Source organism: Sulfitobacter sp. SK011 (assembly GCF_003352065.1).
Taxonomy (GTDB): Bacteria; Pseudomonadota; Alphaproteobacteria; order Rhodobacterales; family Rhodobacteraceae; genus Sulfitobacter.
Map to the genome: position 1 here is coordinate 1419255 of NZ_CP025803.1, position 23530 is coordinate 1442784.

Here is a 23530-nt window from a genome sequence, read left to right on the forward strand (position 1 = left end):
GCGTTTTCAGGAAAAGAAAACGCGTCGAAATTTTCTAGAATTTCCGATTGCGCCTGAAATGATTGGCCGTGTTCAGAACTTTCGCCAAGACGCTATCGCTGACAATGTCGCCGACAACCTCATCGTTTTTGATGGCGAATGTGTTCTGTGCTCTGCTTTCTTTCGTTTCATGCTGCGCCACGACCGTGCGCATGTTTTCCAATTCGCGACTGCACAATCGCCGCTTGGGCAAAGGCTTTATGCCGCCCTTAATCTGCCAATGGACGATTTTGAGACCAACCTCGTCATTGTCGATGGTGCGGTTTTCCGGCACCTCGACGCCTTCGCGGCTGCGATGTCCATGCTCAGCTGGCCGTGGCGCATGCTGGTCGCTTTGCGGTGGCTGCCGCAGGGGGTCAAGATGCCTTTCTACCGTGTGATTGCGCGCAACCGCTATCGCGTCTTTGGGCGCTATGACACCTGCATGCTTCCAGACGCTGCCATGCGCGCCAGATTTGCAACGGGCGGATTTTGATGTCTGTTTTTGCCCAGGCCCTGCGCACCGCATTCACCCGGTTGCCGCCAGCCCTGCAACATTTTCACGCAGGCGGGATGCCGCGTTATTTCACCGGTCGCGCCACCATCGAACATGGACACAGCGTTGCAGCAAAGATCGGCATAAGGCTGGGCGGTTTCCCTCCGCAGGGGCGGGACGTCCCCTTTGCAATCACCATTTCACAAACCACGCAGGGCGAAAGCTGGAGCCGTGATTTCAACGGTCACATGACCGGATCAACGCTGCGCTATGATCCGGCAAGCCAACAGATCATCGAACGGCTGGGCCGGGTGACCTGCGCGCTTTCGCTTCGTGTTGAAGCAAATACTCTTGAAGTTGATGTCGCTCGTCTTTGGATATTTGGCGTGCCCGTCCCCACATTTCTCGTCCCGCGCAGCAATTCTCGGGAATGGCAGAACGAAACAGGCGCGTTCTGCTTTGACATCGGGGCGCAATTGCCCGGAGGTGCGACGCTTATTCGGTACCACGGTCAATTGATGCCGAAGCTTTGATTTTGACCTTTCCGCTGGGACCACTATCTTAAGGCCAACAACAAAAGTGAGACACAGCTATGCGCCCCCTTATTCTCGCCGCCCTTTGTGCCATTTTCCCAATGACTGCCTCAGCTCAGGCATTTCGCGCTGAAAGCCGGCTCATTGTCGTTCCGCTGAACGCCAAAGATTTTGAGGTTATTGAGGATCGGGGTGAGGGGCCGCGGGGCATCTGGTGTGCTGCAGCTGACTTTGCCAGATCACGGCTGGGCGCAGGGGGGGGCGATCGGCTCTATATTAAATCCGGTCGCGGGCCATCAATAAGCGCCCCTGGTCGCAAGGGTGTGGTGTTCACCCTGGATCCCGCCCGGCTTGGTGTTGAACCGAGCAGGGGCTATTCGGTGAGTTTACGCAAAGTGGGCTATAACTTGCCCGTTGGTCATGCCTATTCCTTTTGTACGGATTACTGGGAAGAATTCTTTCTCGTGCGCTGAACGTACCCCTGATCCATCCTGACACCGCCCATAATCTACCTGCGCGAGGTCTTTCGCCGCATTGCATCGGTGTGAAAGGACCTGCACAGTCGGCAGATGCAAACCACATTTACCCTCAAGACCCATGGCCAGGGCCTGACAGAATTCACAGGCCAGGTGGCGCAATGGCTTGCGGGCCGTGGCGATGGCCTGCTGACCTTGATGGTGCGCCATACATCGGCTTCGTTGCTTATTCAGGAGAACGCGGACCCAGATGTGCAACACGATCTATACGCTTACTTTGCCAAGGTAGTTCCGCCCAGCAGCCATCCTTCAATGGGGTATCTGCGGCACACGATGGAAGGGCCGGACGACATGCCAGCCCATATCAAAGCCACGATGATGCCGGTCACGTTGAGCATTCCGGTTCAGATGGGTGCGATGCGTCTTGGCACCTGGCAGGGGATCTATCTTTTTGAACATCGCGATGCGCCGCACACGCGGACGGTGGCGGCGCATTTCGCGGCAGATTGATCAGTCGTCCAGCAGGAACGTAACCATCAGGTTCACCTGATAATGTGAAATTTTCCCATTTTCGACCTTGACCGATTGCTCTTTGACCCAGGCGCTCACAACGTTACGCAGGGTTTTGCCAGCGCGTTCGATGCCGTTTTCGACGGCGTCATCAAAGCTTTTCTCAGAGGTTGCGGAAATTTCAGTGACACGTGCGACACTCATGGTGTTCTCCTTTATTGGTTAACGCCGCAATGAGGCGTTATTGCTTAACAGATGACAAGCGATCGAAGTTCCGCCTGTGCATAACCTTTGGGCCTCAGGTCGGTTTCCGGCATATTTGTGCCTGTTGCGTTGAGAACATGTCACAGGCGCAGACCCAAGATGTAGCGCCCAATTTCGCCACTACCCAAAACCTTGCCAGTGCCCTATAAGTCTGGGCAAGTGGGCGGAACGCCCCACAAGTGAGGCAGATTAATAAAAAGGGGGACGGTCATGCGCTGCCCGTTTTGCGGAAATATCGACACTCAGGTCAAAGACAGCCGACCAGCGGAAGATCACGTCTCTATCCGTCGCAGACGTTTCTGCCCTGCCTGTGGCGGACGGTTCACCACCTATGAACGTGTGCAACTGCGCGATCTTGTGGTGATCAAAAGCTCTGGCAAACGCGAAGATTTTGACCGTGACAAACTTGAACGTTCAATCCGCATCTCCATGCAAAAACGCCCGATTGATCCTGAACGCATTGATCAGATGATCAGTGGCATTGTGCGGCGTCTCGAAAGCATGGGTGAGACTGATATTGGGTCAAAGCAAATTGGCGAGATCGTGATGGAAGCACTGGCCCGGATTGATACCGTGGCCTATGTGCGCTTTGCCAGCGTGTACAAGAATTTTCAGGCGGCGGATGATTTCGACAAGTTTGTGCAGGAATTGCGCCCCGACGCCGCCTCGGAAGAGTGACGCAAGCGGCGGCAATGGATGCGCGCTTTATGGCGTTGGCCCTGTCGTTGGGCCGACGCGGACAAGGACATGTCTGGCCCAACCCGGCGGTGGGCTGTGTGATCGTGAATGCAGGCCGCATTGTCGGGCGTGGCTGGACCCAGCCGACCGGACGTCCCCACGCAGAAACCGAAGCACTGAGACAGGCAGGCGCGACGGCCGCTGGTGCCACCGCCTATGTGACCCTGGAACCCTGCGCGCATCATGGTCAAACACCTCCCTGTGCGCAGGCCCTGATTGATGCAGGTGTCGCACGGGTGGTCGTGGCCACCACCGACAGTGACGCACGCGTCGATGGCCGCGGCCTTGATATGCTGCGTGCCGCTGGCATTGATGTTGTAACCGGGGTGGGTGAAACACAGGCGCGCGCCGACCATGCCGGTTTTCTGACCCGTTTGGCACAGGGCCGCCCGACGCTGACCCTGAAACTAGCACAATCCTTTGACGGGCGCATCGCCACCGGCACCGGCGAAAGCCAGTGGATCACTGATGCGCCGGCACGCCGTGTTGTCCACGCGATGCGCAGCCGCCATGACGCGGTGATGGTGGGCGGCGGCACCGCGCGCAAAGATGACCCCAGCCTGAATGTGCGCGATCTGGGGGTTGCACAACAACCAGCCCGCGTCGTGGTCTCGCGCCGCCTTGATCTGCCGCTGATGGGCAAGCTGGCCCGAAGCGCGGCCGACACTCCCCTGATCCTGTGCTACGGAAAAGATGCCGATCCGACATTGGTCCGCACTTGGCGCGAACTTGGGGCAACCTTGCTGGCGTGCACGGTGCGCGGCGGGCAATTGGACCCTGCGAGCATCCTGCACCAGTTGGGCACCTACGGGCTGACACGGGTCTTTTGCGAAGGGGGCGGGGCGCTTGCGGCGTCCTTGCTGGAGGATGACCTTGTTGACACCCTTGTGGGCTTTACCGCTGGTGTTGTGATCGGGGCCGAAGGGGTGCCCGGTATCGGCGCATTGGGCGTTGCCAAACTTGCCCGCGCCCCGCGTTTTACGCTGCACTCAACTCAAGCTGTCGGACCAGATGTGGTGCATATCTGGACGCGGCCTTAACCCTTCTTTTCGCCAAAAATACTCAAACCTAGCCTGACCGCCCGCGCCAAAGGTGGCTCTGGCTCCCCAAAAGCCCCTGCAATTTGGACAACATGCGATTCATGGCACCGGGATGCGTGACATCCCCATTTGCCAATCTGTCCACCACAACTTCAACGGGGCAGGCAAGACCGGTTCCGGGATCAAAGTAACGCGGATAATCAATCAACGCGGCATGCACCAACCCCTCAAGCGAGACATCGGCGCGCCGGCGCGGCGGCACGTCGCCGCGATCATCGGTCAGACCCCATCCCGCATAAAACGGCGCGCCGAACGTCACGACCTGCACCCCGCGCAACAGCGCCTCAAAGCCCAGAAGCGACGTCATGGTCCAGACTTCATCGACCATATCCAGCAACGCCACCGGGTCTGTGCGCTCAAACACCCGGTCCGCCAAAGCGGCGGCATCCGTCCCCCCAGACCGCAGCCCTGCTTCGACATCGGGGTGGGGTTTATACAGGATCACCGCGTCAGGCTTCGCATCCCGCGCTAATCTAAGCAGGGCATCATTGCTGCAGACAGCATCTGTGCCAGTCAGGATCGAGGCATCATCAGCGACCTGTCCGGGCACCAGAATGCGTTTGCCTGTGGCAAGGCCCGTCAAATCGGGCGCGGCCCCTTTCAGGTTGTATTTACTCAGTCCTCCATGCGTCAGCGCCTTGATCAAAGCGCGGGCGCGGGCCTGCTGATCGGGCCGCAAGGTTGCCCGCATCTCGATCCATTTTTCCAGCCGACTGGGACGGGACGGATCGTAATAGACCCCCAGATCGTCACAGACAAGCGAGAGCGGCGGCACCAGTTCCGCCCCCAAGCCCTTTGAACGCAAAAACCCATCTTCGATCCGCACGGCGTCATCAGACCCGACCTGCGCCTTGCCGGCCCAGACCATCCAAGGACGACCCGTGGCCCGTGCCTTGGCCGGATCATCCTGAAAGATAACGGGTTTTGTCGCGCCGAAAAACTGCTGCAGTGGTTTGCGTTTCCACAGGCGCATGCCCGACGCAACCCATCCGCGATGATCCTCGCGCCACGCGCGGGTTTGTGCGGCAAACCCCTCGATGGCTGTTTGCAGATCACACAGACAATCGCGGTAAGGATCATACCATTTCGGATAGAGGAGCATCGCACCGGCAAACAACTGTGCGCGGCTCAGGGTCCGCTGACGGCGCTGCACCGGAAATTCGTCTGTGGTCAGACCCCAGCCCGCATAAAAGGGTTGCCCGAACACCCGCGGTTTGTGACCTGCGTAAATCGCCTCAAACCCCATTTGCGAGGACACTGTGTAAACACCCACCGCCCCCTCAAAAAGCGCCCAGGGACTGACCGCGTCGCGCAGCAAGGTGATGTGGTCATTCTCGTCCTCGGGCCGGAAATAACCGGCGCGGAACCCTTGGATGGTTTCCGGGTGAGACTTGATAATGACAGGCGCACCGGGATGTTCCTCTTGCGCGAACACCAGCATTTCCAGAAACCGCGCACGATCTGCACCAGAGGCGGTGACGGAAGCATCGCCGAGGGTTTGGTCGATCACCAGCACATAGCCGGGGGGTGGGGCAGGGGCATCTGCGTCAAAGCCAGAGTATTTGCTTAAATGTGCCTCTTGCATGCGTGCAATGGACCCGCGCGCCCGGTTCAGAAGGGCGGTATCGTCCAACGGATGCGTCGCCAGTAACACCTCAAGATCAGAGGGTTGCGCAGGGTCAAAATGCATGCCCCGGTGGTCAATGACCAATCCCAACGGCGGCCCACCGGCGCGGCCGGGATGCACGGACCGCAGCAGCGCATCTTCAACGCGCACCACTGGCACACCGCGTTTTGCGGCCACGCTCAGGCCACGGTGCGCGGTGGGCGAGTGGCCCCAAACGGCAATGGCATCCTCGGCGCGTGGCACGCCAAGGTGAAGCGAATATCCTGACAGCTGCAATATACGGCGCACCCGGGATTGCGTCACAAAGCCACCGTTATAGACAAAAAGCCGCCGGACCTTTTCAGGCCCGGCGTCGGGAATGTCATGTATTTCTGGCCCTAAAGCCATCTTTTGATCAATCACCTGCGACAGACGTGAGACCCGCCGCCGATCCGGCGGTGCCGGTGATGGCCGAGATGACCTTGCTCCATTGAGTGAACGGTGCCTCGGTCACATAAAGCGTGTCGCCATCACGGATCACAAAATCGCGGGCCATGAACATGCCGTTGGGCCTGGTCAGGTCGAGCACATATACCATCCGCTGTGTGCCTTGCAGATCATTGCGGCCCAGCACCTGCGCTGCCACTTCCTGAGGTTCATTGCGGAACACAAACACACCGGTAGGATCCGCTGTGGCCGAGTTCAGGCCGCCCACTTGCGCGATGCCTTCGAGTGCCGAAAGGTTTTGCGATTCAAACGGCACTTGTGCCTGGCCGCCCGTGGCCCCAAGGGCGGTGAAAGACCGCGTGTCTTCTTCGACCAAAATCCGGTCACCACCGCGCAGGGCAATGTCGAGTTCCGGATGATCATAAAGATCCTGAAACCAGATTTTGCCACGCATCTTGCCACGGATCACGGTGATCTGAGCTATTTCAGGCTCGATCGTCACGCCGCCAGCCCGCGCCATCATGGTTGAAAGCGTCCGCGTGGGCCGTTCAATCGCATAGACACCCTGCGAGCCGATCGATCCGATCAGTGATACCGTTGATCCGTCACCCGACGCGCGGCGGACTTCGACCTGTGGGTCGGGGGTCTGTTCGCCCAGTTTGTTGGTGATGATGCGGCGGATGGCGTCGGGCGAATTGCCTGCGGCCTTGATGCGGCCCGCATAGGGGATAAAGATAAATCCCGCACCATCAACCTGCACTTCTTCAAGCACGGTGGCGGGGGCTTCTCCGACGCCCAGCAAGGGGTCGTCGACGTTCTCGTAAACTGTGATGCCCAACACATCGCCCGGGCGGATGGTATCAGAGCCCAACAGCGCCGCGTTCTTGAATTCATTTGTAAAACCAAGCGCAGGTGTCACGGCAGTGGCGCGTGTGACGCGGTCGTTCACCTCAACCACAAAGGCATCGCCTTCTTTTTGTACTGAACCCGCGAAGATCTGGCGCTTATTTGGACCGACCTGTGGCAATCCACAAGACGAAACAACGGCCAACGCCGCAAGAACTGCGATGGGACGTGCCCACCGGAAAGATACGGATTTCACTGCCCGGTCTCCTCGACCTATTCAACTCTGCCTCAGAATTTGCCGATTTTTTCGACATAATTGGAGGCAAGCTACCTGAGAAGATCCGCAAAAGCGACCTAAAAGAGGGGCTTAGGTCAGGTGACAACCCGCAACTGTTGCCTTGGGGCCGCGGTCCTCATCTCAAGCGCCTGATAAGGGTCTTCGGGCGCAAGCATCACATCAACAACATGCCGCAAGAGTTGACGACGTCCTCTTGCTGAATAAAACCCACCCGGAATTTGTGAAGTTTCAAGCAGATAGCGCCGATAGTCCTTATAGGCACCATTATCAGGGCGGCTGGGCCCGGCAAAAAACTCGGGCAACGGCTGGTTTGATACAAATTCCGGCTGTGCATAGACCGCGCTGCCAAACACCTTGAGCGGAATTCCGCGCCATAGAACCTGCTGACCTGCGGTTGAATTGACGGTGACCGCGCTGCGCGCATCATTGAGCAGCTGCGCAAGTTTGCCGCCCCGCACATAATGCACACGGTCTGCCACGCCGAATTGACGCGCCAGACGCTTGAGGTCCCGGCGCAATGGCACACGGCCGTCTTCCAGCGGGTGCGCTTTGACCACCAGATGATGATGTTGGGGCGCACCCTTTGCAAAACCGTCGACGACCAATTCCAGAAAGTTGGGCATGGTCTTGAACGGCGAATGCATCTGAAACGCACTGTCATGTTCCAGTTGCAGGAGGGCCAGATGATAGGAAAAGCCACCCAACCGGATGCGCCGCGTTGAAATCAACCGGTCCGCGGCAAGGGCTGGCATCAGCAACAGACGCTTCACATAAAGCTGGAATTCCTTGGTCACAGTCAGACTGCGATGCGGTTGAAAATCGCGGTAATCGCGATTTCGAAACATCACGAACCAATGATAAAGCGCCCCGTAAAAAATATGCTGGCGCATGTCACCCCAATGTCCGGGCGGCAGCGGGGCTTCGGTATCTGAATGGGCGAGGGCGGTTTGCATCTGTGCAATTGTCATGTTCATCAGGCGGGAATTGCCGTTGGACCCGTCCCGTTCGTAGGTCACCCAATAGGGGCGCATGTACCCCTCTTCGAACACATGCACAGTAATGCCGCGCGCCTTTGCTTCGGCCACAGCTATGGCATGGATGGGCCGCGTGTCGCCGTAAAGCACAACATCTGTCACGCCTTTGGTTGTCAGCAGATCCACAAATGTCGCGGGCCAGTTAGCAGGTTTAGCGCGAAAAGCGATATAGCTGTCTTTGCGCGACCAGAAAGCCCGGTCACCTGCATTGAAACCAACCCGCCACACGGTCGCCCCCGCCAACCCAAGCATTTTGCCCAAGCGGTTAAAAAAGGGTCCATGTGGCCCTTGCAGAAACAGAAAAACCCGGTGGTCTGGGGTCGTCATCGTCATGTTGGTCCTTTTGGCGATACCTTTTGGTCAATAACACCATAAAACGGCGCAATATGTGCCGCAGCGCCGCGCCCGCACCCCTTGTCAGTGTAACATTGCAGCGTTACGTCACAATGAACACTACCAAAGGAGCAATCCATGTTCACGGGGATAATCACGGACGTTGGCACCGTTGTGGGGCTTGAGCAAGCGGGTGATCTGCGTGCGCGCATTCAGACCCGCTATGACACCGCGACAATCGACATCGGGGCGTCCATTGCCAGTGATGGCGTCTGTTTGACGGTCGTGGCGATTGGTGATGATTGGTACGATGTGCAGATCAGCGCCGAAACGCTTGAGAAAACCAACATCGGCCACAAGGGCTGGCATGTGGGCAAACGCCTGAACCTTGAGCGTGCGCTGAAAGTGGGCGATGAATTGGGTGGTCACATCGTGTCAGGCCATGTTGATGGCGTCGCCGAGGTGGTCGGCTTGGCAGATGAAGGCGACAGCACCCGCGTGACGCTGCGTGCACCACGGGCGTTGGCGCGGTTCATAGCGCCCAAAGGCTCCGTTGCGCTCAATGGCACATCGCTGACCGTGAACGAAGTGGAGGGCTGTGATTTTGGCGTCAACTTCATTCCCCACACCAAGGATGTTACCACCTGGGGCGATGTCGCAGTGGGCGATCAGATCAACCTTGAGATTGATACGCTGGCGCGCTATGTGGCGCGGCTGGCTGAGATGCCCTGAGCGCCTCAAAACAGGCGGGAAGTTCTGCCTCGCCTCTGGCCAAGCGGTGGTCGCTCAGCTATGTGCCAGCGAGAATAAGTATGGGGAAATGCCATGAGTTTTGAAACGCCGGGACCGGTCGAAGAGGGGCTTGCGGGTGCCATTTCCCCGATTGAAGAGATCATCAAGGACGCAGCGGCGGGCCGGATGTTCATTCTGGTCGATCATGAGGACCGCGAGAACGAAGGCGATCTGGTGATCCCGGCGCAGTTTGCCGATGCCGCAGCGATCAACTTCATGGCGACCCACGGGCGCGGTTTGATCTGTCTGCCGATGACATCCGAACGGGTCGATCATCTGGGCTTGCCGATGATGGCTGTTAATAACTCGTCGCGCCATGAGACGGCCTTTACTGTCAGCATTGAGGCCCGCGAAGGCGTCAGCACCGGGATTTCGGCGGCGGATCGGGCGTTGACCGTTGCTGTGGCGATCAGTGAACAGGCAGGGTCAGCGGACATTGCCACCCCCGGTCATGTGTTCCCCCTGCGCGCGCGCGATGGTGGCGTGCTGGTGCGGGCCGGCCATACCGAAGCCGCAGTCGACATCAGCCGTCTGGCGGGCCTGCACCCTTCCGGCGTGATCTGTGAGATCATGAAGGACGACGGCACCATGGCGCGCTTGCCTGATCTGGTGGCGTTTGCAAAGGCGCATGACCTCAAGATCGGGACGATCAGTGATCTGATCAGCTATCGCCACAAACACGATAATCTGCTGATCGAACGCCAAAGCAGGCAGGTCACATCCGCCTATGGTGGCGATTGGCAGATGCGGATTTTCAGCGACCAGATCACCGGGACCGATCACGTTGTGCTGACCAAGGGCGATCTGTCGACCACCGACCCGGTATTGGTGCGCACCCATGCGATCAACGCGCTTGAAGACATCCTTGGTCTGGGGCCAAGCCCGGCCGATGAACTTCCCCGCGCGATGCAGATCATCGCAGACGAAGGGCGCGGTGCCGTGGTTCTTTTTCGCGACCCATTCCCGCGGCTGCGGTTGGACGAGGATGAAGAAGACGGCCCCCGCACGGTCAAACGCACAGGGTTGGGCGCACAGATTTTGTCATCCATGGGGCTGCATCAACTGATTTTGCTGACCGACAATCCCGAAACACGCTATCTTGGCCTTGATGCCTATCACCTGCAAATTGTGGGTACCCGCCCAATCATGACGGAGTAATCAGATGGCCGCGCACGACAAACATACCGTTTTGCCACGCCCCAGTTTCGACAAGCCCGTAAAGGTGCTGATCGTGGTGTCGCCCTACTATTCCGATATCGCAGAGGGGCTGTTGACCGGGGCCAAGGCCGAACTCGACGCTGCGGGCGTGACTTGGGACGTAGTGGAAATGCCCGGCGCACTGGAAATCCCGACCGCGATTGGCATTTCGGATCGGCGCAGCAATTTTGATGGCTATGTGGCGCTGGGCTGTGTCATCCGCGGCGAGACCACGCATTACGAAACGGTGTGCAATGACAGCAGCCGCGCCTTGCAATTGATGGGGCTGCAGGGGCTGTGCATTGGCAATGGTATTCTCACGGTCGAAAACCGCGGCCAAGCCGAGGTGCGAGCAGACCCCAAAGGACAAAACAAAGGGGGCGGTGCCGCCGCGGCGGCCTTGCATCTGATTGCCCTCGCTCGTAAGTGGGCGAACACAAGCAAAGGCGTCGGGTTCAAGCCCTTGGGGCAAGACACCCTGATGGCGGGCGGCTCGGATGGATCAGGCATCGCATGACAAATTCTTCAGCCGGGATTTCCGGCAACCAGAAACGCAAAATGAAATCAGCCGCACGGCTTTACGCGGTGCAGGCCTTGTTTCAGATGGAACATTCGTCGCAGACCGTTGAACGGGTACGCAACGAATTCCTGGAACACCGCTTTGGTGCGGTCTATGAGGGTGCGGAAATGCTTGATGGTGACATCAACCTGTTTGCCCGCGTGCTTGACGATGCGGTTAACTATCAGGCCCCGATTGACCAGATGACAGACCGCGCGCTGGTCGCCAAATGGCCGATTGCGCGGATTGACCCGACATTGCGGGCGCTCTTTCGCGCGGCAGGTGCAGAATTTCGCGATACCGGAACACCACCAAAGGTCGTGATCAGTGAATACGTGGATGTTGCGCGCGCGTTTTTTCCGGACGGCAAAGAGCCCAGTTTCGTGAATGCAGTACTGGACCACATGGCCCACGAGGCACGGCCCGACGCATTCTGATCTGAATTGATATTTATCCTTCGCGGCGCTATAATTGAGGAACGGGAGGGCTTTCCAATGCCAAAGATTTTCCGCTTTTACATCCGCCATTGCCTGATCGGATTTGCCATATCGGGCATCTTCACCGCGCTGTTGATGTATTTCAATGTTGCGAACCTGTGGCATCTGATCAGCACGTCTGACATCGGGCTGATGGCGCTGACCGTTTTCTGGGTGCTCAATGGGATCGTCTTTGCCGGGGCGCAGACCGCCGTCGCGGTTCTGCTGATGACAGAGCCTGAAGACAAAGGCCCGCGCGGCGGCAAAGGTGTTCGCGTGCCAGCACTGGCTTATGCCAGTAAACGCTGAAATCTGAAGGGGTTGGTGTGACGGGACCGCACCTGCCGTCCTGTTTTTTATTCCCGAGGACCTGTATGTACAGGTGGGCGCCAGATAAATGAACCAAGGCTCAGACAGAGCCAGCTCCCTCGGATTTGCTTAAGGCCACTGGAATGTAACGTAATACAAACAGGGCAGAACCCGTCACACCCTCTCAGATAGGCGCGTGACGGGTGTACGGCAAGGGCTAGTTTGTGTTTTCGTGGATGTGCGCACGCATCCGTGAGATGTGATCATCCCAGCCCTTATCAAGCGCAAGCGTCAGGCCAAAGGCATCGGTACCTTGCGGCAGGCCGACATGCTCAAGCGACAATTTGGTGCCGCCCGCCACGGTTTCCAACGTCCATTTGACCGTGCTGACGGCATCACCCATCGGTTTGACCGTAAAAGAATATTCCAGGTATTCTGGCGCGCGCGCCACCTTCACGTCCCCCCAGATCAGCTTGTCACCGCTTTCGGTGCCAAACATCTCAAGCGCCTTGCCCTCGGCCAGGGGCGTCTTGGGGGCATGAAACCAAGTCGCCAGCTTGTCAGGCTGCGTCAGATAATCCCAAACCACCTCGCGGCTGGCTTGCAGGTAGATTGATTTGCGAATTGTCGTATCGGTCATTTCTTATCCTTTTCAATGGCTGATTTGAGGGCGATCAGGCGATCATCCCAGAAACTGTCGAAGTATTCGAACCAGTTCAGGACAGGCGCAAACCCTTGGGTGTTGATGCTGTTGATCCGTTCGCGGCCACGCGGTCTGACGGTGATCAAACCACCGTCACTCAGCACGGTGAGGTGCTTTTTCACCGCCGCGCGGGTCATGTCGAAATGGCCCGACACATCGGCGATGGTCATGTCTTGCGTGGCAAGCATTTTGAGAATGTCACGCCGCGTCGGATCGGCAAGGGCGCGAAACGTGAGTTGATCGGGTGCAGGCATGAGGGGGTGGGTTCCTTATCATGATACCTTTTGGTATCTCAACGATTAGAAACCAAAAGGTATCATGTCAAGTTGTATTTTTGGATCGGCTCTGCGTGGCCGTCACATCACTCAGCGGGGGAGACGAAGTTATAGGCGCGCAGTTCTTCGGGCAGCAGCACGTAAATTTCATCTGGCGGGGTCACCAGCGCGTGACGCATAACCAGCGGGTCGATGCCCATCTCGTCAAGATAGGTCATGACCTCGCCCTGACCGCGCTGGATGTCCTCGACGGCGACAAAGGCGGGCAGGATGGTGCTTTCGCCAAAATAATGTTGATGCACACCAACCGATGCCCCATCGGGAATGGCGCGGTTCACCCCCGCCGCCAAAAGATAGGGACAGGCGGAATAGCACACATCGCCGTCGCGCAGGGATGTGTTTAGCCCCGCAGCCCGCAAATGCCGCCCCAGTTCAAGCGCATCGCGCACGGAGCCACCGGGTGAATTCAGGATCACCCGTGCAGGGGCTGGCTCAAGCGCGTCAATCTGTTTGGCGATGCGCGGTGCATCTCCAGCGGTGATGGCCCCTTCGAGCAAGGCCGCAGCGCCTGCCTCAACCACGGTCAGCACCAGACGATCGGGCAGGGGTGTTGTCGGCATCGGGCGGCCTGGAGCTGGTGCGCGGTCTTGTCTGTAGCGCCGGGTCTGATCGCCCGGTCGGATCGGTTCGGTCAGGGAAGGAGCCTTCGGGCCAAACCCCGGCATGCTTATCCCGTCGCTCAGATCACCCCAGAACAACATGACGGCCAGCCCAAGCTGAAAGAGCAGGACGCCCATCAGAACGCGCCCGACCGGGTTGCGGCGTTTGGCGTCGGCAGCATCACTCATGTGGATTTGATCGGTGTGACGTGGGCGGCGGTGTCTGGCTTCTTGTCCTGCCGGGTCTCGGTTGGGGCGGCCGCGTCTTGGGCCCCCCCGTGCATCGCCTCTTCGACATCGCGCACCGCAGCGAGGGCGGCGCGCAGTTCGGCGAGCGTCATGGTGTCCTCGACCGCAGCCCCTTCACGGCCTGAACGGATCGCAGTTTGGGTGATTGCGAGGATAAACACCAAGACAGCAGGCAACAGATCAATCGCAATCGCACCGGCCCAGGACGGCACGAAATTGCGCGCATAAAGGATCACTGCATCAGCGCTTGAGATGGGCGTGTAGGTGGTTTCAGTGGGTGGCGGCATGGCCAGCACGGATTGCGCGGCGCGCTCAAGCGTGGTGGCGCGTTGTGCGAGCACCTCCAGCACCGAAGTAATTGTCGCCCCTTGGGCGGTGCGGTTTTCTGCGCTGTTGCCATCCAGCTCTGGCAACACCACAGAAGCGGACAGATCCTGTGCCGCCCGCTCAACCAGCGACGCAACAGAAAGTTGTCGCAGCTGGGTGATCAACCCTGCCAGACGCACCGCCTGTTCGGAAAATTCGACCGAGCGCGCTTCAACCGGGCCCGGTTCAACCGTCAGAGCACGCATTCGACTGAGAATCTGATTGCCCTCGACAAAGGCGGCATTCACCAAGGGGGTTTGTGTGGCAATCTGCGCCTCCAACCCGCTGAGTTCAGACGACTTTTGGCGCAATACGCGGAAAACCGCGCCGCGTCCGGCGAGGCCAGACAGATTGCCGGTTGCTTCCTGTTCGCTCAGGTCCTCGAAACTTTGCCGCGCGCGCGCGACATCCCGTTCAAGGCCCTGGGCCGACAGCGCAATCTCATGGGCGCGTTCGAGCGACCCCTGATATTCCTGCACTGTTTTGGCAAGGTGTTGTTCCACGGCGGCCGACCCCGCCAGAGCGGCAGCATTGAGCCAGGATGACATGGCGACAATTGCGAGTGACCCAAGTCCCATTGCGCCCAGCAACCCCATCCGCGCCCGGGTGGTCCTGACCGCAGGAAAGAGGCGTAACATATAGGACCAAAAGACAAAAATGCCGACGGACACGGCAACGGAATAGGCGATGGCGGCAAAAGCAGACATCGCACCGTTGTCGTCCAGCAAGGAGGACACACCCAGATAGGTATAGATCCCAGAGGCCACGGCCAGCACCCCAAGGGCGGTGCCGGAAAAGGTGTCAAGCCAGCCCAGATGCCCCTCAAGTTCACGCGCATACCGCACGCCGCGTGCTTCGGATTGCGTCATCGGTTTACGATCGCTCATGTATTTTCACCCCTCATGGCCCAAGCACCAAGATAGGAGGGGCTGGGGCAAATACCAACGCCTTGGCAAAAGACTTGCCAATGTTCACGAAATGTTCGTAAATTTAGGCATGTCACACACCGATGGTCAGACCCTGCAGGCGAACATGCTACCCGGACAGCTTTTGGCGCGCGGGGTTGCGCGGCATTTGTCGAGCTATGGGTTTGTGAGTGTCGAAGAACTGGTGCCAACACGCGGGCTGCGGGTCGATGTGATGGCGCTGGGCCCAAAAGGCGAGATCTGGGTGGTGGAATGCAAGTCCTCGCGCGCTGACTTTACCTCAGACAGCAAATGGCAGGGCTATCTGGAATGGGCGGACCGGTTCTTCTGGGCGGTGGATGAGAGTTTTCCAACCGACATGCTGCCCGAAGAGACCGGACTGATCATCGGCGATGCTTATGGCGCTGAAATAATCCGCATGGGGCCGGAGACCAAGCTTGCCCCGGCGCGCCGCAAAGTCATGGTGCAGAAATTTGCATTTCACGCAGCCCGGCGATTGCATCTGCTGCGCGATCCGGGCGTTTTGCCTGACTGCGGTTAGGATGGGTCAGCGCTTGCCCTTAGAGCCACCAACGCGGTGCGCCGCTGCCATGATTTCTTCTGCGATCTCAAGCGCCTCTTCAGGCGTGAAGTCCATTGGAATTTCCACGCCATTCCCTTCGATGAAAAGGCGGACCATGCCCGCATCGGTAGGGCCGATTTGCAGGTTTGCTTCGATGTCGCGTTCGGTGTTGATGCCCATGGCGGGTCTCCAAAGTGGTGGGGGATATCGCTAGCGCGGCAAGGCTTGAAAGGCAAGCGTTCTTGGCGTCATGATGCACCTATGGACCCGATTGAGATACGCAGATTCGACGCCGCAGACCGGGATTGGCTGATTGAGCAGCATGAGGTGCATTATGCCGCTGCCGAGGGGTTTGATGCGACATTCGGGGTTCTTGTTACCCAGATCGTCGATGCCTTTCTGGCGGATCACGATGCGTCCTGCGAGGCCGGGTGGATCGCTTGGCAGTCGGGGCAGCGGTTGGGCAGTATTTTCTGTGTCAGATTGGATGAAGCGACCGCCAAACTGCGCCTGTTCCTGTTAACGCCTGAGGCGCGCGGGCAGGGTCTTGGCAAACGCATGCTGGCAACCTGCATGGGGTTTGCACGCGACTATGGATACAGCAACATGCAACTCTGGACCCACGAATCCCACCGTGCTGCGGGCGCGCTTTATGCCAAAACGGGATGGACGCTGGTGGGGGAAAAGCCGGTTGTGTCCTTTGGCCAGCAAAATGTCGAACAAACCTGGACAATCACGCTGTGATAAACCGCATGGGGGTGGCTCAATAGGCAAATCTAAGCGGGTCTTAGGGTCTTGCAATCTGTGTGCACGGGCGCTAAATCCCTGACCAATGCCGCCTTAGCTCAGTTGGTTAGAGCACTGGTTTGTGGAACCAGGGGTCCCCCGTTCAAGCCGGGGAGGCGGTACCACCCTCTCTTATTCCAAATTGTATTCAGGTTTTGCCGCATCTGTTGCAGATGAGTATTTGGGGCGAAAAGAAGCCGGGGTCAGTCGAGTGTCAGGGTCTGGCGAAGTTTGCCACTGAGGCGGTCATAGATCAGGATTTGATTGTCGGTGGTGACGATGGCGTACCAGGTGTCGCCTTGGGTGAATGCGGAGGCTGTCGTTCCGTCTGGCAGGTTGACCGTTTGAGGTAAATCAGGCCCTTTACCAGACAGGCGCGTGACAAGCAGGGCGGTAACCACTAGAACGCCGCAAATCATCACGGCGGTCAGTACCGTCACCATCCGCCGCAAAAACCGCAGGTTTGCGGGCTCTTTCATATCTGTTGGGTCATCCATGCCGCACCGCCGTATCACATTCATCATCGCGGACGCACCCCCGCCCCGCCTTGATAAGGCGCTGGCGCGTGATGTGCCAGAGGATGCGAACCTGTCGCGCACGCGGTTGGGGCGGTTGATCGAAAACGGTGCAGTGAGGGTGGCAGGGCACGTTATGCGTGATCCCCGCGCGCGGGTCGCTGTGGGTGATCAGGTCGATATTGATATCGAGGAGGCGGAGGAGAGCCATATCCTGCCCGAAGATATCCCGCTTGAGGTGGTGTTTGAGGACAATGATCTGGTGGTGGTCAACAAGCCTGCGGGCATGGTCGTGCATCCGGCACCGGGCACGCCGTCAGGGACGTTGGTAAATGCGCTTTTGGCGCATTGCGGGGATGACCTGTCTGGTGTCGGGGGTATGAAGCGGCCCGGCATCGTGCACCGGATTGACAAGGAAACCAGTGGGTTGCTGGTCGTTGCTAAATCAGATGCGGCCCATCATGGGTTGGCCGGGCAATTCGAGAAACATACCGTGGAACGGTATTATCAGGCGGTTGTTTATGGTGTGCCTGATGCAAATGATCCACGGTTGCGGGGCATCAAGGGGGCGTCGTTTGAGCCGGGCAACATTCTGAAACTGACAACACAACTGGCCCGGCACAAGACTGACAGACAACGCCAGGCTGTCCTGTTTAATGGGGGGCGGCATGCGGTGACCCGTGCCCGCACGGTGGAACGGTTTGGCACGCCGCCGGTGTTGGCGCTGATGGAATGTTGGCTGGAAACCGGGCGTACCCACCAGATCAGGGTGCATATGGCACATGCCGGGCATGGATTGGTCGGTGATCCGACATATGGTGGCAAACGCAAACTGCCCAAGGCAGCACTGCCCGAGATCGCCGCACAAGCCGTCAGAACCTTTCCGCGGCAGGCGTTACATGCTGCGGTTCTGGGGTTTGAGCATCCGGTCACAGGTGAAAATGTGCGGTTTGAAGCCCCCTTGCCGCAGGACATGGCCAAGCTGTTGGATTTGCTGCGATTGGCGGTCTGACAGGCATGGATTTCAGCCTGTCATGAAAAGCACATGCGCGTGACTGCACGGTAGAGTTACTTTTCATTAACACAGGTTGTGTCATTATTAATCTGAACTAAACGGTTTAGCACTTGAAACCGATGTGAGCGCCGACCATATTGATGTTAAGCCCATAAACATGGGCCCCTAACATTGGGGAAAGGGACAAAATGGCAAATTATGCAAATTTGCCGGCACCAACGCCGGAAGGCGGTCTGAACCGCTATATGCAGGAAATCCGCAAATTCCCGCTTTTGGAGCCGGAAGAAGAATACATGCTGGCGAAAGCATGGGTTGAGAAGGAAGACACCCAAGCGGCGCACCGTTTGGTCACATCGCACCTGCGTTTGGCGGCCAAGATTGCCATGGGCTATCGTGGCTATGGTTTGCCGCAGGCCGAAGTGATTTCAGAAGCCAACGTCGGACTGATGCAAGCGGTAAAACGGTTTGATCCTGAAAAAGGCTTTCGCCTTTCGACCTATGCGATGTGGTGGATCAGAGCTTCCATTCAGGAGTTTATCCTGCGGTCCTGGTCATTGGTGAAGATGGGCACCACGTCGGGGCAGAAAAAGCTCTTTTTCAATCTGCGCAAAGCCAAGAACAAGATCGGCGCGCTGGAAGAAGGCGACCTGCGCCCTGAAAACGTGACCACCATTGCGACCCAGCTGGGCGTGACGGAAGATGAAGTGATTTCCATGAACCGGCGGATGTCGGGTGGGGACGCATCGCTGAATGCCACTGTCGGATCTGAAGGCGAGGGCACGATGCAGTGGCAGGATTGGCTTGAGGACGAAGATGCCGATCAGGCGGGCGATTACGAGGCCCGTGATGAATTGGAAACGCGCCGCGAAATGCTGGCCGAGGCTCTGGATGTGTTGAATGAGCGCGAAAAAGACGTTCTTACCCAGCGTCGTTTGTCGGATGAGACGATCACTTTGGAAGACCTGAGCGGCCAATATAACGTCAGCCGCGAGCGGATCCGCCAGATCGAAGTGCGCGCATTTGAAAAACTGCAAAACAGAATGCGGGAACTGGCGAAAGAAAAAGGGTTGATGGCAAACGCCTGATCCCATTGTGACTTGACGAAAATCGGACCCTGCCCAACATTGGGCAGGGTTTTTCCGTTGGAGGGGCGTAATGGCAGGTGGCTGGGCAAAAGATGGTGCCGTATCCGAGCAGATAGAGGCATCAATCAGCGATGAACTGGCGCGGATGAAGGCGCGCCGGACACCGGTGGGTGACAGCCTGACCCATTGCGCAGAATGTGAAGAACCAATCCCCGAGGCCCGGCGCGCGGCATTGCCGGGGGTGAAGCTGTGTATCGATTGCGTGCGTGAACGCGATGGGAAGTTTCAGGTGAGAGGCGGGGTTAATCGGCGGGGGAGCAAGGACAGTCAGTTGAAGTGAGCGGGGGAATGTCTCGTACGAGCCCGAAGCTGCGTGATGCTGCACATTGTACAATGAGCCCCTCACGACCTCCCTGCGACCTCCGAGAGGCCATCTTTTCTGCGTGAAGATGATCTACCGATTGCTTGGCCTTAGCCTGCTTTGCGGTTGACATTCGTCAATGTTGATCGTTTCGAAATCTTGATACTGATTGCTCGTTCTCTGTGGCGTTGCGTGGAGCTTGGCGCATGAAACAACTTGTGATTATTGGCTTGGCAATGAGCGATGTATTCTGGGCAGCCTCACTGAACGCCCAGCAGTCTGATCCGCATCTGATCTACGAACAGAATTGCGCAGCCTGTCACGTGCCGCATGCCGGAGATTTTGTTTCCGAAAATTTGGTTGCGACTGAGAATGGCCTTGTTGGAAAAGCCTCTGGTCGCCTTGTCCTCAATTTTCTGGAGGCAGGCCACGGCACGTTATCAGTCAAGGAAATCGAAGTCCTGATTGACCAGTTCGCGTTCATTCAGGAATCTGGCCGCCTGTTCAAAGACAAGTGCATCATTTGCCACGATAATGCTGCCAAATTTGCGCGCCTCAAGTTAATCCTGCGCGACGATATGCTTACAGGGCGTTACACGGATAGAGATGTCGCAGAGTTTCTGTTGCATCACGGAAGGCTTGATGCATCTGAGGCTCAAACAATGGTTGAGGTTCTTATGCGCCAACTTCAGGCAAGGTAGTCGAGCTTGGAAATCGCTAGAAATGCAGGTCGGCATACAGCCGTAAGGTTGGACGTTTGGCCCCATTCGTTGAAAGTCGGGATTGTCCGCATTGTGTGAATTTGCGCATCACCCGATATACCAAGTGCAGCGCATGTCTCCTCTGGCTGGCCGCTCTGCAGCGTCAGAGGTGGCGAGCGGGTGACCGGTTTGCGCCGTGCATGAGGTGGCAAGACGTGGTGGACGGCAGCGATAGCATGGAGCAGAGAATGGCCGGAACGAGACCTTTCCTGCTACGCGCCTTTTCGGTTGGCTTGGCATAAGCCCTTTGTTTTCACTACACTTGGTTCAACATCTCACCAAGGCGCTTGAAGGGGCCGAAAGCATCAATGGCGACGACTGACGAAATGCGCAGGCTGCTTCAAAAAATATCTGGAGGCCTATCGCAAAAAAGACGCTGCAGGTTGTGCGGCATGCTTTGCGTCGAACGCTGTGTTGTACTCTTCCTATGCAGCGCCTTTAAAGGGCCGCGACGCAATTGAAGAAGGACATCGTGACTGGGTGTCTGAAGGTGGCTGTGACAAGACGCTGGATATCATGCGCGCTGGTTCTGACAGCGAAAGCTCTTGGTGTGTTGCGCGTTTTTCCGAAGGCGACCCGCCAAACGAAGGGTTTTCGTTGAATGTATTCGAACGCGATGAGAACGGAACTTGGTTGATCTCGGTGAACAGCCTCTCAGAGTGCGAAGGCTAAACCAAAACCAATGTTCATGGGCAGATCAATGTGAAGGTAATAGCGGCGGACCCTGAACAATTCGAAGCCGCTATCAAGTGGATGACGCATTGCTTTATTGACGACCCGGTGTGCCGATACCAGTACCCAAGCACGTCCCAGTATCTTGAGTTTTTTTCCTGAATATGTGCGTATTTACGGTGAGAAGGGCGCAGAGCGTGGTGGTGCCCACATTTGCAGTGACCGTGGTGCTGCGCTATGGGTTCCACCGGGCGTCCATCCTGACGAAAATGCGCTCGATGCCCTTTTGGAGCGTAGTGTTGCGCCTGATTCGAAGGCTGAACTCTTCGATGTCTACTCTGAATTTGATCGTGCACACCCATCAGAGCCTCATTGGTTCTTACCGTTGATGGGTGTCGATCCTTTTATGAAGAAGCGGGGCATTGGTACGGCATTGATGGCTCATGGATTGAACATCTGCGATCAGGACGGAACGATCGCCTACCTCGAGTCACCAAAGCCAGAGAATGTGCCATTTTACGAGAGGTTTGGATTCAGGTCGCACTACACAATAGATGTGGCCCGTCACCCAAAGGTCGTCACAATGGTAAGACCTGCGAAGAAAGCAAATCCGTAGGAAAAAGCCGAAAAGCAGGATGCGCGAAAGGACACACCGTTCCGCATTGCTGTCGTTCCTGACCTAGTCCTCCATCGCTTCCAATTCATCAATGAAACCTGAAATCATGCTCAACCCCTTGTCCCAGAACGCCGGATCACTGGCATCCAGGCCAAACGGGGCCAGCAATTCCTTGTGGTGCTTTGACCCTCCAGCCTTGAGCATGTCGAAATATTTGTCCTCAAAACCCTCTTCGCCTTCCGCGTAAACCGCATAAAGCGCGTTCACGAGGCCATCGCCAAACGCGTAGGCATAGACATAGAACGGCGAATGCACGAAATGCGGGATGTAGGCCCAGAAGGTCTCGTAGCCGTCCATAAATTCAAAGGCGGGTCCCAGCGATTCAGCCTGCACCGACATCCACAGCGCGTTGATGTCATCGGGGGTCAATTCGCCCCCACGGCGCGCATCGTGCAGTTTGCATTCGAAATCATAAAACGCGATCTGACGCACGACGGTGTTGATCATATCCTCAACCTTGCCCGCCAGCATCACCTTGCGCTCGGCCGGTGATTTGGCACCATCCAGCATCTTGCGGAAGGTCAGCATTTCACCGAATACAGATGCCGTTTCTGCCAGGGTCAGCGGGGTCGACGACAACATTTCACCTTGCCCTGCAGCCAGCACCTGATGCACGCCGTGGCCAAGTTCGTGGGCCAAGGTCATGACATCACGGGGTTTTCCCAGATAGTTCAGCATAACATACGGGTGTACATTGGTGACCGTGGGATGCGCAAAGGCCCCCGGTGCCTTGCCCGGTTTCACGGCCGCATCAATCCAGCCTTTACGGAAAAACGGCTCGGCCAGCTCGCCCATGCGGGGGTCAAACGCGGTGTAGGCATCCATCACAGTCTTCTCTGCGCGCTCCCAGTCAACGATTGTTGGGTCTTCCATCGGCAGAGGCGCATTGCGGTCCCAGACCTGCATCACATCAAGGCCCAGCCACTTGCGCTTTAGCTCGTAATACCGATGGCTCAGCTTGGGGTAGGCGTTGACCACCGCATTGCGCAGCGCTTCGACGACTTCCGGCTCGACCTGATTGCTCAGGTGGCGGCCAGTTTGGGCCGTTTCCATGCCGCGCCAGCGATCCAGGATCTCTTTTTCCTTGGCTTGCGTGTTATGAACGCGGGCAAAGGTCTTGATATTGCTGCCAAAAACCTCGGCCAATTCGCGCGCCGCGGCCTCGCGGTTATCCCGCTTCGGATCGGTCAAGAGGTTCAGCGTGCCCTCGATGCCCAATTGATCACCGTTCACCTCAAATTCGAGGCCCGCGATGGTTTCATCGAACATACGCTCCCAGGCATCGCCAACGACACCCAGATCATGCAGGAATTTTTCCAACTCATCCGACAACTGATAGGGTTTCATCGCACGGATGCGGTCAAACACGGGTTTATAGCGGGCAAGTTCAGCGCTTTGTTCGAACAGGCCGTCCAGATGATCATCCTCAAGGCGGTTCAATTCCAATGTGAAAAACACCAGAGGAGTGGTGAAATTGGTAATCTTTTCTTGGCAATCAGACATAAACTTGGCCCGACCCGCATCGGTGGTCAGCTGATAATACCGCAGCCCGGCAAATGACATGATGCGCCCGGCGATTTGATTGATCTTTTCGTTGCGCAGCACACAATCGAGCAGCCCAGCCGCATCCAGACCCGCCAAATTGCCCTCAAAGTCGCTGGCAAAGCTGGCGCAGGCCTGTTCCAGCCAATCAAGATCACGCTTCAATTCGGTTGCGTCTTCGCCAGAGTAGAGATCGCTCAGGTCCCATTCCGGCAGGTTGCCGAGGGATTTGTCGCCACCATTGGCATTTGCATCACGAATGGGGAAGGGAAGTTGAAACATCGATGACCTCATAACAGTGTTTTGCCCAACCTAAGCGCGGGTGCAGGCGGGGACAAGCGGCAC

General features: G+C 57.5%; 30 protein-coding genes and 1 tRNA gene. 20 read left to right on the forward strand and 11 right to left on the reverse strand.

The features are described 5' to 3' along the window. Positions 1-58: 58 nt before the first annotated feature. The 4 genes from C1J02_RS06965 (at position 59) to C1J02_RS06980 (ending at position 2033) form a co-directional block, all read left to right on the forward strand. Entirely contained in the window at positions 59-514 is a 456-nt protein-coding gene (locus C1J02_RS06965; protein ID WP_114877928.1) for a thiol-disulfide oxidoreductase DCC family protein, read from the forward strand. After that, positions 514-1047, forward strand: coding sequence for a DUF4166 domain-containing protein (locus C1J02_RS06970; RefSeq protein WP_114877929.1), 534 nt, complete (start codon positions 514-516; stop codon positions 1045-1047). The genes C1J02_RS06965 and C1J02_RS06970 overlap by 1 nt, the downstream gene beginning before the upstream one ends. 59 nt (positions 1048-1106) lie before the next feature. Then, positions 1107-1520 carry a hypothetical protein gene (locus C1J02_RS06975; RefSeq protein ID WP_114877930.1) on the forward strand — a complete coding sequence of 138 codons (414 nt, stop codon included), beginning with the start codon at positions 1107-1109 and terminating at the stop codon, positions 1518-1520. A 96-nt stretch (positions 1521-1616) separates the two neighbouring features. Further along, a complete protein-coding gene (locus C1J02_RS06980; protein WP_114877931.1) occupies positions 1617-2033 on the forward strand; it encodes a secondary thiamine-phosphate synthase enzyme YjbQ in 417 nt (138 codons plus the stop codon). On the opposite strand, the gene C1J02_RS06985 is transcribed toward C1J02_RS06980, so the two are convergent. Next, positions 2034-2237, reverse strand: a complete 204-nt coding sequence (locus tag C1J02_RS06985) for a dodecin family protein (protein WP_114877932.1) — start codon at positions 2235-2237, stop codon at positions 2034-2036. 270 nt (positions 2238-2507) lie between these two features. On the opposite strand from C1J02_RS06985, the gene nrdR reads away from it, so the two are divergent. Together nrdR and ribD are read left to right on the forward strand one after the other, a co-directional pair. Beyond that, positions 2508-2975 (forward strand): transcriptional regulator NrdR, encoded by a 468-nt coding sequence (gene nrdR, locus C1J02_RS06990; protein WP_114877933.1) that lies wholly within the window; start codon positions 2508-2510, stop codon positions 2973-2975. A gap of 14 nt (positions 2976-2989) precedes the next feature. Further along, the gene (gene ribD, locus C1J02_RS06995) at positions 2990-4075 is read left to right on the forward strand and encodes a bifunctional diaminohydroxyphosphoribosylaminopyrimidine deaminase/5-amino-6-(5-phosphoribosylamino)uracil reductase RibD (RefSeq protein WP_254693228.1); all 1086 of its coding nucleotides are present in this window, start codon (positions 2990-2992) and stop codon (positions 4073-4075) included. Positions 4076-4103: 28 nt separating this feature from the next. On the opposite strand, the gene C1J02_RS07000 is transcribed toward ribD, so the two are convergent. The 3 genes from C1J02_RS07000 to C1J02_RS07010 all read right to left on the reverse strand — a co-directional run bounded on the left by C1J02_RS07000 (position 4104) and on the right by C1J02_RS07010 (position 8699). Further along, complete coding sequence (locus C1J02_RS07000) at positions 4104-6149, reverse strand: capsular polysaccharide biosynthesis protein (RefSeq protein WP_114880435.1); 2046 nt, start codon at positions 6147-6149, stop codon at positions 4104-4106. A 7-nt stretch (positions 6150-6156) separates the two neighbouring features. Then, positions 6157-7290 (reverse strand): polysaccharide biosynthesis/export family protein, encoded by a 1134-nt coding sequence (locus C1J02_RS07005; protein WP_205389876.1) that lies wholly within the window; start codon positions 7288-7290, stop codon positions 6157-6159. A gap of 116 nt (positions 7291-7406) precedes the next feature. Continuing rightward, positions 7407-8699: a capsule biosynthesis protein gene (locus tag C1J02_RS07010; protein ID WP_114877934.1), complete on the reverse strand. Its 1293-nt coding sequence runs from the start codon at positions 8697-8699 to the stop codon at positions 7407-7409. A gap of 138 nt (positions 8700-8837) precedes the next feature. Here C1J02_RS07010 and C1J02_RS07015 point away from each other — a divergent pair, with 138 nt between their 5' ends. From C1J02_RS07015 to C1J02_RS07035, 5 genes are all read left to right on the forward strand, one after another. Further along, entirely contained in the window at positions 8838-9431 is a 594-nt protein-coding gene (locus C1J02_RS07015) for a riboflavin synthase (protein WP_114877935.1), read from the forward strand. Positions 9432-9524: 93 nt separating this feature from the next. Further along, entirely contained in the window at positions 9525-10649 is a 1125-nt protein-coding gene (gene ribB / locus C1J02_RS07020) for a 3,4-dihydroxy-2-butanone-4-phosphate synthase (RefSeq protein WP_114877936.1), read from the forward strand. 4 nt (positions 10650-10653) lie between these two features. Next, complete coding sequence (locus tag C1J02_RS07025; RefSeq protein ID WP_114877937.1) at positions 10654-11205, forward strand: 6,7-dimethyl-8-ribityllumazine synthase; 552 nt, start codon at positions 10654-10656, stop codon at positions 11203-11205. Continuing rightward, the gene (gene nusB, locus C1J02_RS07030) at positions 11202-11684 is read left to right on the forward strand and encodes a transcription antitermination factor NusB (protein WP_114877938.1); all 483 of its coding nucleotides are present in this window, start codon (positions 11202-11204) and stop codon (positions 11682-11684) included. The genes C1J02_RS07025 and nusB overlap by 4 nt, the downstream gene beginning before the upstream one ends. Positions 11685-11741: 57 nt before the next feature. Then, positions 11742-12032, forward strand: a complete 291-nt coding sequence (locus C1J02_RS07035; RefSeq protein WP_114877939.1) for a hypothetical protein — start codon at positions 11742-11744, stop codon at positions 12030-12032. Between the two features lie 217 nt (positions 12033-12249). Here C1J02_RS07035 and C1J02_RS07040 read toward each other — a convergent pair whose 3' ends face one another. The 4 genes from C1J02_RS07040 to C1J02_RS07055 all read right to left on the reverse strand — a co-directional run bounded on the left by C1J02_RS07040 (position 12250) and on the right by C1J02_RS07055 (position 15171). Continuing rightward, positions 12250-12672 (reverse strand): SRPBCC domain-containing protein, encoded by a 423-nt coding sequence (locus tag C1J02_RS07040; RefSeq protein ID WP_114877940.1) that lies wholly within the window; start codon positions 12670-12672, stop codon positions 12250-12252. Then, positions 12669-12989: a helix-turn-helix transcriptional regulator gene (locus C1J02_RS07045; RefSeq protein WP_114877941.1), complete on the reverse strand. Its 321-nt coding sequence runs from the start codon at positions 12987-12989 to the stop codon at positions 12669-12671. Before C1J02_RS07045 ends, C1J02_RS07040 begins: the two co-directional genes overlap by 4 nt. Positions 12990-13096: 107 nt before the next feature. Then, positions 13097-13858 carry a hypothetical protein gene (locus tag C1J02_RS07050; protein ID WP_114877942.1) on the reverse strand — a complete coding sequence of 254 codons (762 nt, stop codon included), beginning with the start codon at positions 13856-13858 and terminating at the stop codon, positions 13097-13099. After that, positions 13855-15171 carry a hypothetical protein gene (locus C1J02_RS07055; RefSeq protein WP_114877943.1) on the reverse strand — a complete coding sequence of 439 codons (1317 nt, stop codon included), beginning with the start codon at positions 15169-15171 and terminating at the stop codon, positions 13855-13857. The genes C1J02_RS07050 and C1J02_RS07055 overlap by 4 nt, the downstream gene beginning before the upstream one ends. A 91-nt stretch (positions 15172-15262) precedes the next feature. Between C1J02_RS07055 and C1J02_RS07060 the strand changes: the two genes are divergently transcribed. Then, complete coding sequence (locus tag C1J02_RS07060) at positions 15263-15751, forward strand: MmcB family DNA repair protein (protein WP_254693229.1); 489 nt, start codon at positions 15263-15265, stop codon at positions 15749-15751. Between the two features lie 6 nt (positions 15752-15757). On the opposite strand, the gene C1J02_RS07065 is transcribed toward C1J02_RS07060, so the two are convergent. Next, positions 15758-15952 carry a DUF6324 family protein gene (locus C1J02_RS07065; RefSeq protein ID WP_114877944.1) on the reverse strand — a complete coding sequence of 65 codons (195 nt, stop codon included), beginning with the start codon at positions 15950-15952 and terminating at the stop codon, positions 15758-15760. An 81-nt stretch (positions 15953-16033) separates the two neighbouring features. On the opposite strand from C1J02_RS07065, the gene C1J02_RS07070 reads away from it, so the two are divergent. Next, positions 16034-16516, forward strand: a complete 483-nt coding sequence (locus C1J02_RS07070; protein WP_114877945.1) for a GNAT family N-acetyltransferase — start codon at positions 16034-16036, stop codon at positions 16514-16516. 90 nt (positions 16517-16606) lie between these two features. Continuing rightward, positions 16607-16683: transfer RNA gene (locus tag C1J02_RS07075), tRNA-His, on the forward strand. Between the two features lie 78 nt (positions 16684-16761). Here C1J02_RS07075 and C1J02_RS07080 read toward each other — a convergent pair. Beyond that, positions 16762-17055, reverse strand: a complete 294-nt coding sequence (locus C1J02_RS07080) for a DUF6476 family protein (RefSeq protein ID WP_114877946.1) — start codon at positions 17053-17055, stop codon at positions 16762-16764. Between C1J02_RS07080 and C1J02_RS07085 the strand changes: the two genes are divergently transcribed. From C1J02_RS07085 to C1J02_RS07110, 6 genes are all read left to right on the forward strand, one after another. Next, positions 17054-18085 carry an RluA family pseudouridine synthase gene (locus C1J02_RS07085; RefSeq protein ID WP_114877947.1) on the forward strand — a complete coding sequence of 344 codons (1032 nt, stop codon included), beginning with the start codon at positions 17054-17056 and terminating at the stop codon, positions 18083-18085. The two genes, C1J02_RS07080 and C1J02_RS07085, sit on opposite strands and share 2 nt — an antisense overlap. A 191-nt stretch (positions 18086-18276) precedes the next feature. Continuing rightward, positions 18277-19173 (forward strand): RNA polymerase sigma factor RpoH, encoded by an 897-nt coding sequence (gene rpoH, locus C1J02_RS07090; protein ID WP_114877948.1) that lies wholly within the window; start codon positions 18277-18279, stop codon positions 19171-19173. A gap of 70 nt (positions 19174-19243) precedes the next feature. After that, the gene (locus tag C1J02_RS07095; protein WP_114877949.1) at positions 19244-19513 is read left to right on the forward strand and encodes a DksA/TraR family C4-type zinc finger protein; all 270 of its coding nucleotides are present in this window, start codon (positions 19244-19246) and stop codon (positions 19511-19513) included. A gap of 227 nt (positions 19514-19740) precedes the next feature. Next, positions 19741-20235: a hypothetical protein gene (locus tag C1J02_RS07100; protein ID WP_114877950.1), complete on the forward strand. Its 495-nt coding sequence runs from the start codon at positions 19741-19743 to the stop codon at positions 20233-20235. A gap of 540 nt (positions 20236-20775) precedes the next feature. Then, positions 20776-20967, forward strand: coding sequence for a hypothetical protein (locus tag C1J02_RS21035; RefSeq protein ID WP_205389877.1), 192 nt, complete (start codon positions 20776-20778; stop codon positions 20965-20967). A gap of 145 nt (positions 20968-21112) precedes the next feature. Continuing rightward, on the forward strand, positions 21113-21583 hold the full coding sequence (locus C1J02_RS07110) for a GNAT family N-acetyltransferase (protein WP_162798258.1): 471 nt from the start codon (positions 21113-21115) through the stop codon (positions 21581-21583). Between the two features lie 63 nt (positions 21584-21646). On the opposite strand, the gene C1J02_RS07115 is transcribed toward C1J02_RS07110, so the two are convergent. Then, the gene (locus C1J02_RS07115) at positions 21647-23467 is read right to left on the reverse strand and encodes a M3 family oligoendopeptidase (protein ID WP_114877953.1); all 1821 of its coding nucleotides are present in this window, start codon (positions 23465-23467) and stop codon (positions 21647-21649) included. Positions 23468-23530: the final 63 nt, after the last annotated feature.

What these genes read in the sequence shown, in the direction of transcription:
- C1J02_RS06965 (WP_114877928.1), top strand. Translation starts at nt 59, where the DNA reads ATGATTGGCCGTGTTCAGAACTTTCGCCAAGACGCTATCGCTGACAAT.
- C1J02_RS06970 (WP_114877929.1), top strand. Translation starts at nt 514, where the DNA reads ATGTCTGTTTTTGCCCAGGCCCTGCGCACCGCATTCACCCGGTTGCCG.
- C1J02_RS06975 (WP_114877930.1), top strand. Translation starts at nt 1,107, where the DNA reads ATGCGCCCCCTTATTCTCGCCGCCCTTTGTGCCATTTTCCCAATGACT.
- C1J02_RS06980 (WP_114877931.1), top strand. Translation starts at nt 1,617, where the DNA reads ATGCAAACCACATTTACCCTCAAGACCCATGGCCAGGGCCTGACAGAA.
- C1J02_RS06985 (WP_114877932.1), bottom strand. Translation starts at nt 2,237, where the DNA reads ATGAGTGTCGCACGTGTCACTGAAATTTCCGCAACCTCTGAGAAAAGC.
- nrdR (WP_114877933.1), top strand. Translation starts at nt 2,508, where the DNA reads ATGCGCTGCCCGTTTTGCGGAAATATCGACACTCAGGTCAAAGACAGC.
- ribD (WP_254693228.1), top strand. Translation starts at nt 2,990, where the DNA reads ATGGATGCGCGCTTTATGGCGTTGGCCCTGTCGTTGGGCCGACGCGGA.
- C1J02_RS07000 (WP_114880435.1), bottom strand. Translation starts at nt 6,149, where the DNA reads ATGGCTTTAGGGCCAGAAATACATGACATTCCCGACGCCGGGCCTGAA.
- C1J02_RS07010 (WP_114877934.1), bottom strand. Translation starts at nt 8,699, where the DNA reads ATGACGATGACGACCCCAGACCACCGGGTTTTTCTGTTTCTGCAAGGG.
- C1J02_RS07015 (WP_114877935.1), top strand. Translation starts at nt 8,838, where the DNA reads ATGTTCACGGGGATAATCACGGACGTTGGCACCGTTGTGGGGCTTGAG.
- ribB (WP_114877936.1), top strand. Translation starts at nt 9,525, where the DNA reads ATGAGTTTTGAAACGCCGGGACCGGTCGAAGAGGGGCTTGCGGGTGCC.
- C1J02_RS07025 (WP_114877937.1), top strand. Translation starts at nt 10,654, where the DNA reads ATGGCCGCGCACGACAAACATACCGTTTTGCCACGCCCCAGTTTCGAC.
- nusB (WP_114877938.1), top strand. Translation starts at nt 11,202, where the DNA reads ATGACAAATTCTTCAGCCGGGATTTCCGGCAACCAGAAACGCAAAATG.
- C1J02_RS07035 (WP_114877939.1), top strand. Translation starts at nt 11,742, where the DNA reads ATGCCAAAGATTTTCCGCTTTTACATCCGCCATTGCCTGATCGGATTT.
- C1J02_RS07040 (WP_114877940.1), bottom strand. Translation starts at nt 12,672, where the DNA reads ATGACCGATACGACAATTCGCAAATCAATCTACCTGCAAGCCAGCCGC.
- C1J02_RS07045 (WP_114877941.1), bottom strand. Translation starts at nt 12,989, where the DNA reads ATGCCTGCACCCGATCAACTCACGTTTCGCGCCCTTGCCGATCCGACG.
- C1J02_RS07050 (WP_114877942.1), bottom strand. Translation starts at nt 13,858, where the DNA reads ATGAGTGATGCTGCCGACGCCAAACGCCGCAACCCGGTCGGGCGCGTT.
- C1J02_RS07055 (WP_114877943.1), bottom strand. Translation starts at nt 15,171, where the DNA reads ATGAGCGATCGTAAACCGATGACGCAATCCGAAGCACGCGGCGTGCGG.
- C1J02_RS07060 (WP_254693229.1), top strand. Translation starts at nt 15,263, where the DNA reads ATGTTCGTAAATTTAGGCATGTCACACACCGATGGTCAGACCCTGCAG.
- C1J02_RS07065 (WP_114877944.1), bottom strand. Translation starts at nt 15,952, where the DNA reads ATGGGCATCAACACCGAACGCGACATCGAAGCAAACCTGCAAATCGGC.
- C1J02_RS07070 (WP_114877945.1), top strand. Translation starts at nt 16,034, where the DNA reads ATGGACCCGATTGAGATACGCAGATTCGACGCCGCAGACCGGGATTGG.
- C1J02_RS07085 (WP_114877947.1), top strand. Translation starts at nt 17,054, where the DNA reads ATGCCGCACCGCCGTATCACATTCATCATCGCGGACGCACCCCCGCCC.
- C1J02_RS07080 (WP_114877946.1), bottom strand. Translation starts at nt 17,055, where the DNA reads ATGGATGACCCAACAGATATGAAAGAGCCCGCAAACCTGCGGTTTTTG.
- rpoH (WP_114877948.1), top strand. Translation starts at nt 18,277, where the DNA reads ATGGCAAATTATGCAAATTTGCCGGCACCAACGCCGGAAGGCGGTCTG.
- C1J02_RS07095 (WP_114877949.1), top strand. Translation starts at nt 19,244, where the DNA reads ATGGCAGGTGGCTGGGCAAAAGATGGTGCCGTATCCGAGCAGATAGAG.
- C1J02_RS07100 (WP_114877950.1), top strand. Translation starts at nt 19,741, where the DNA reads ATGAAACAACTTGTGATTATTGGCTTGGCAATGAGCGATGTATTCTGG.
- C1J02_RS07115 (WP_114877953.1), bottom strand. Translation starts at nt 23,467, where the DNA reads ATGTTTCAACTTCCCTTCCCCATTCGTGATGCAAATGCCAATGGTGGC.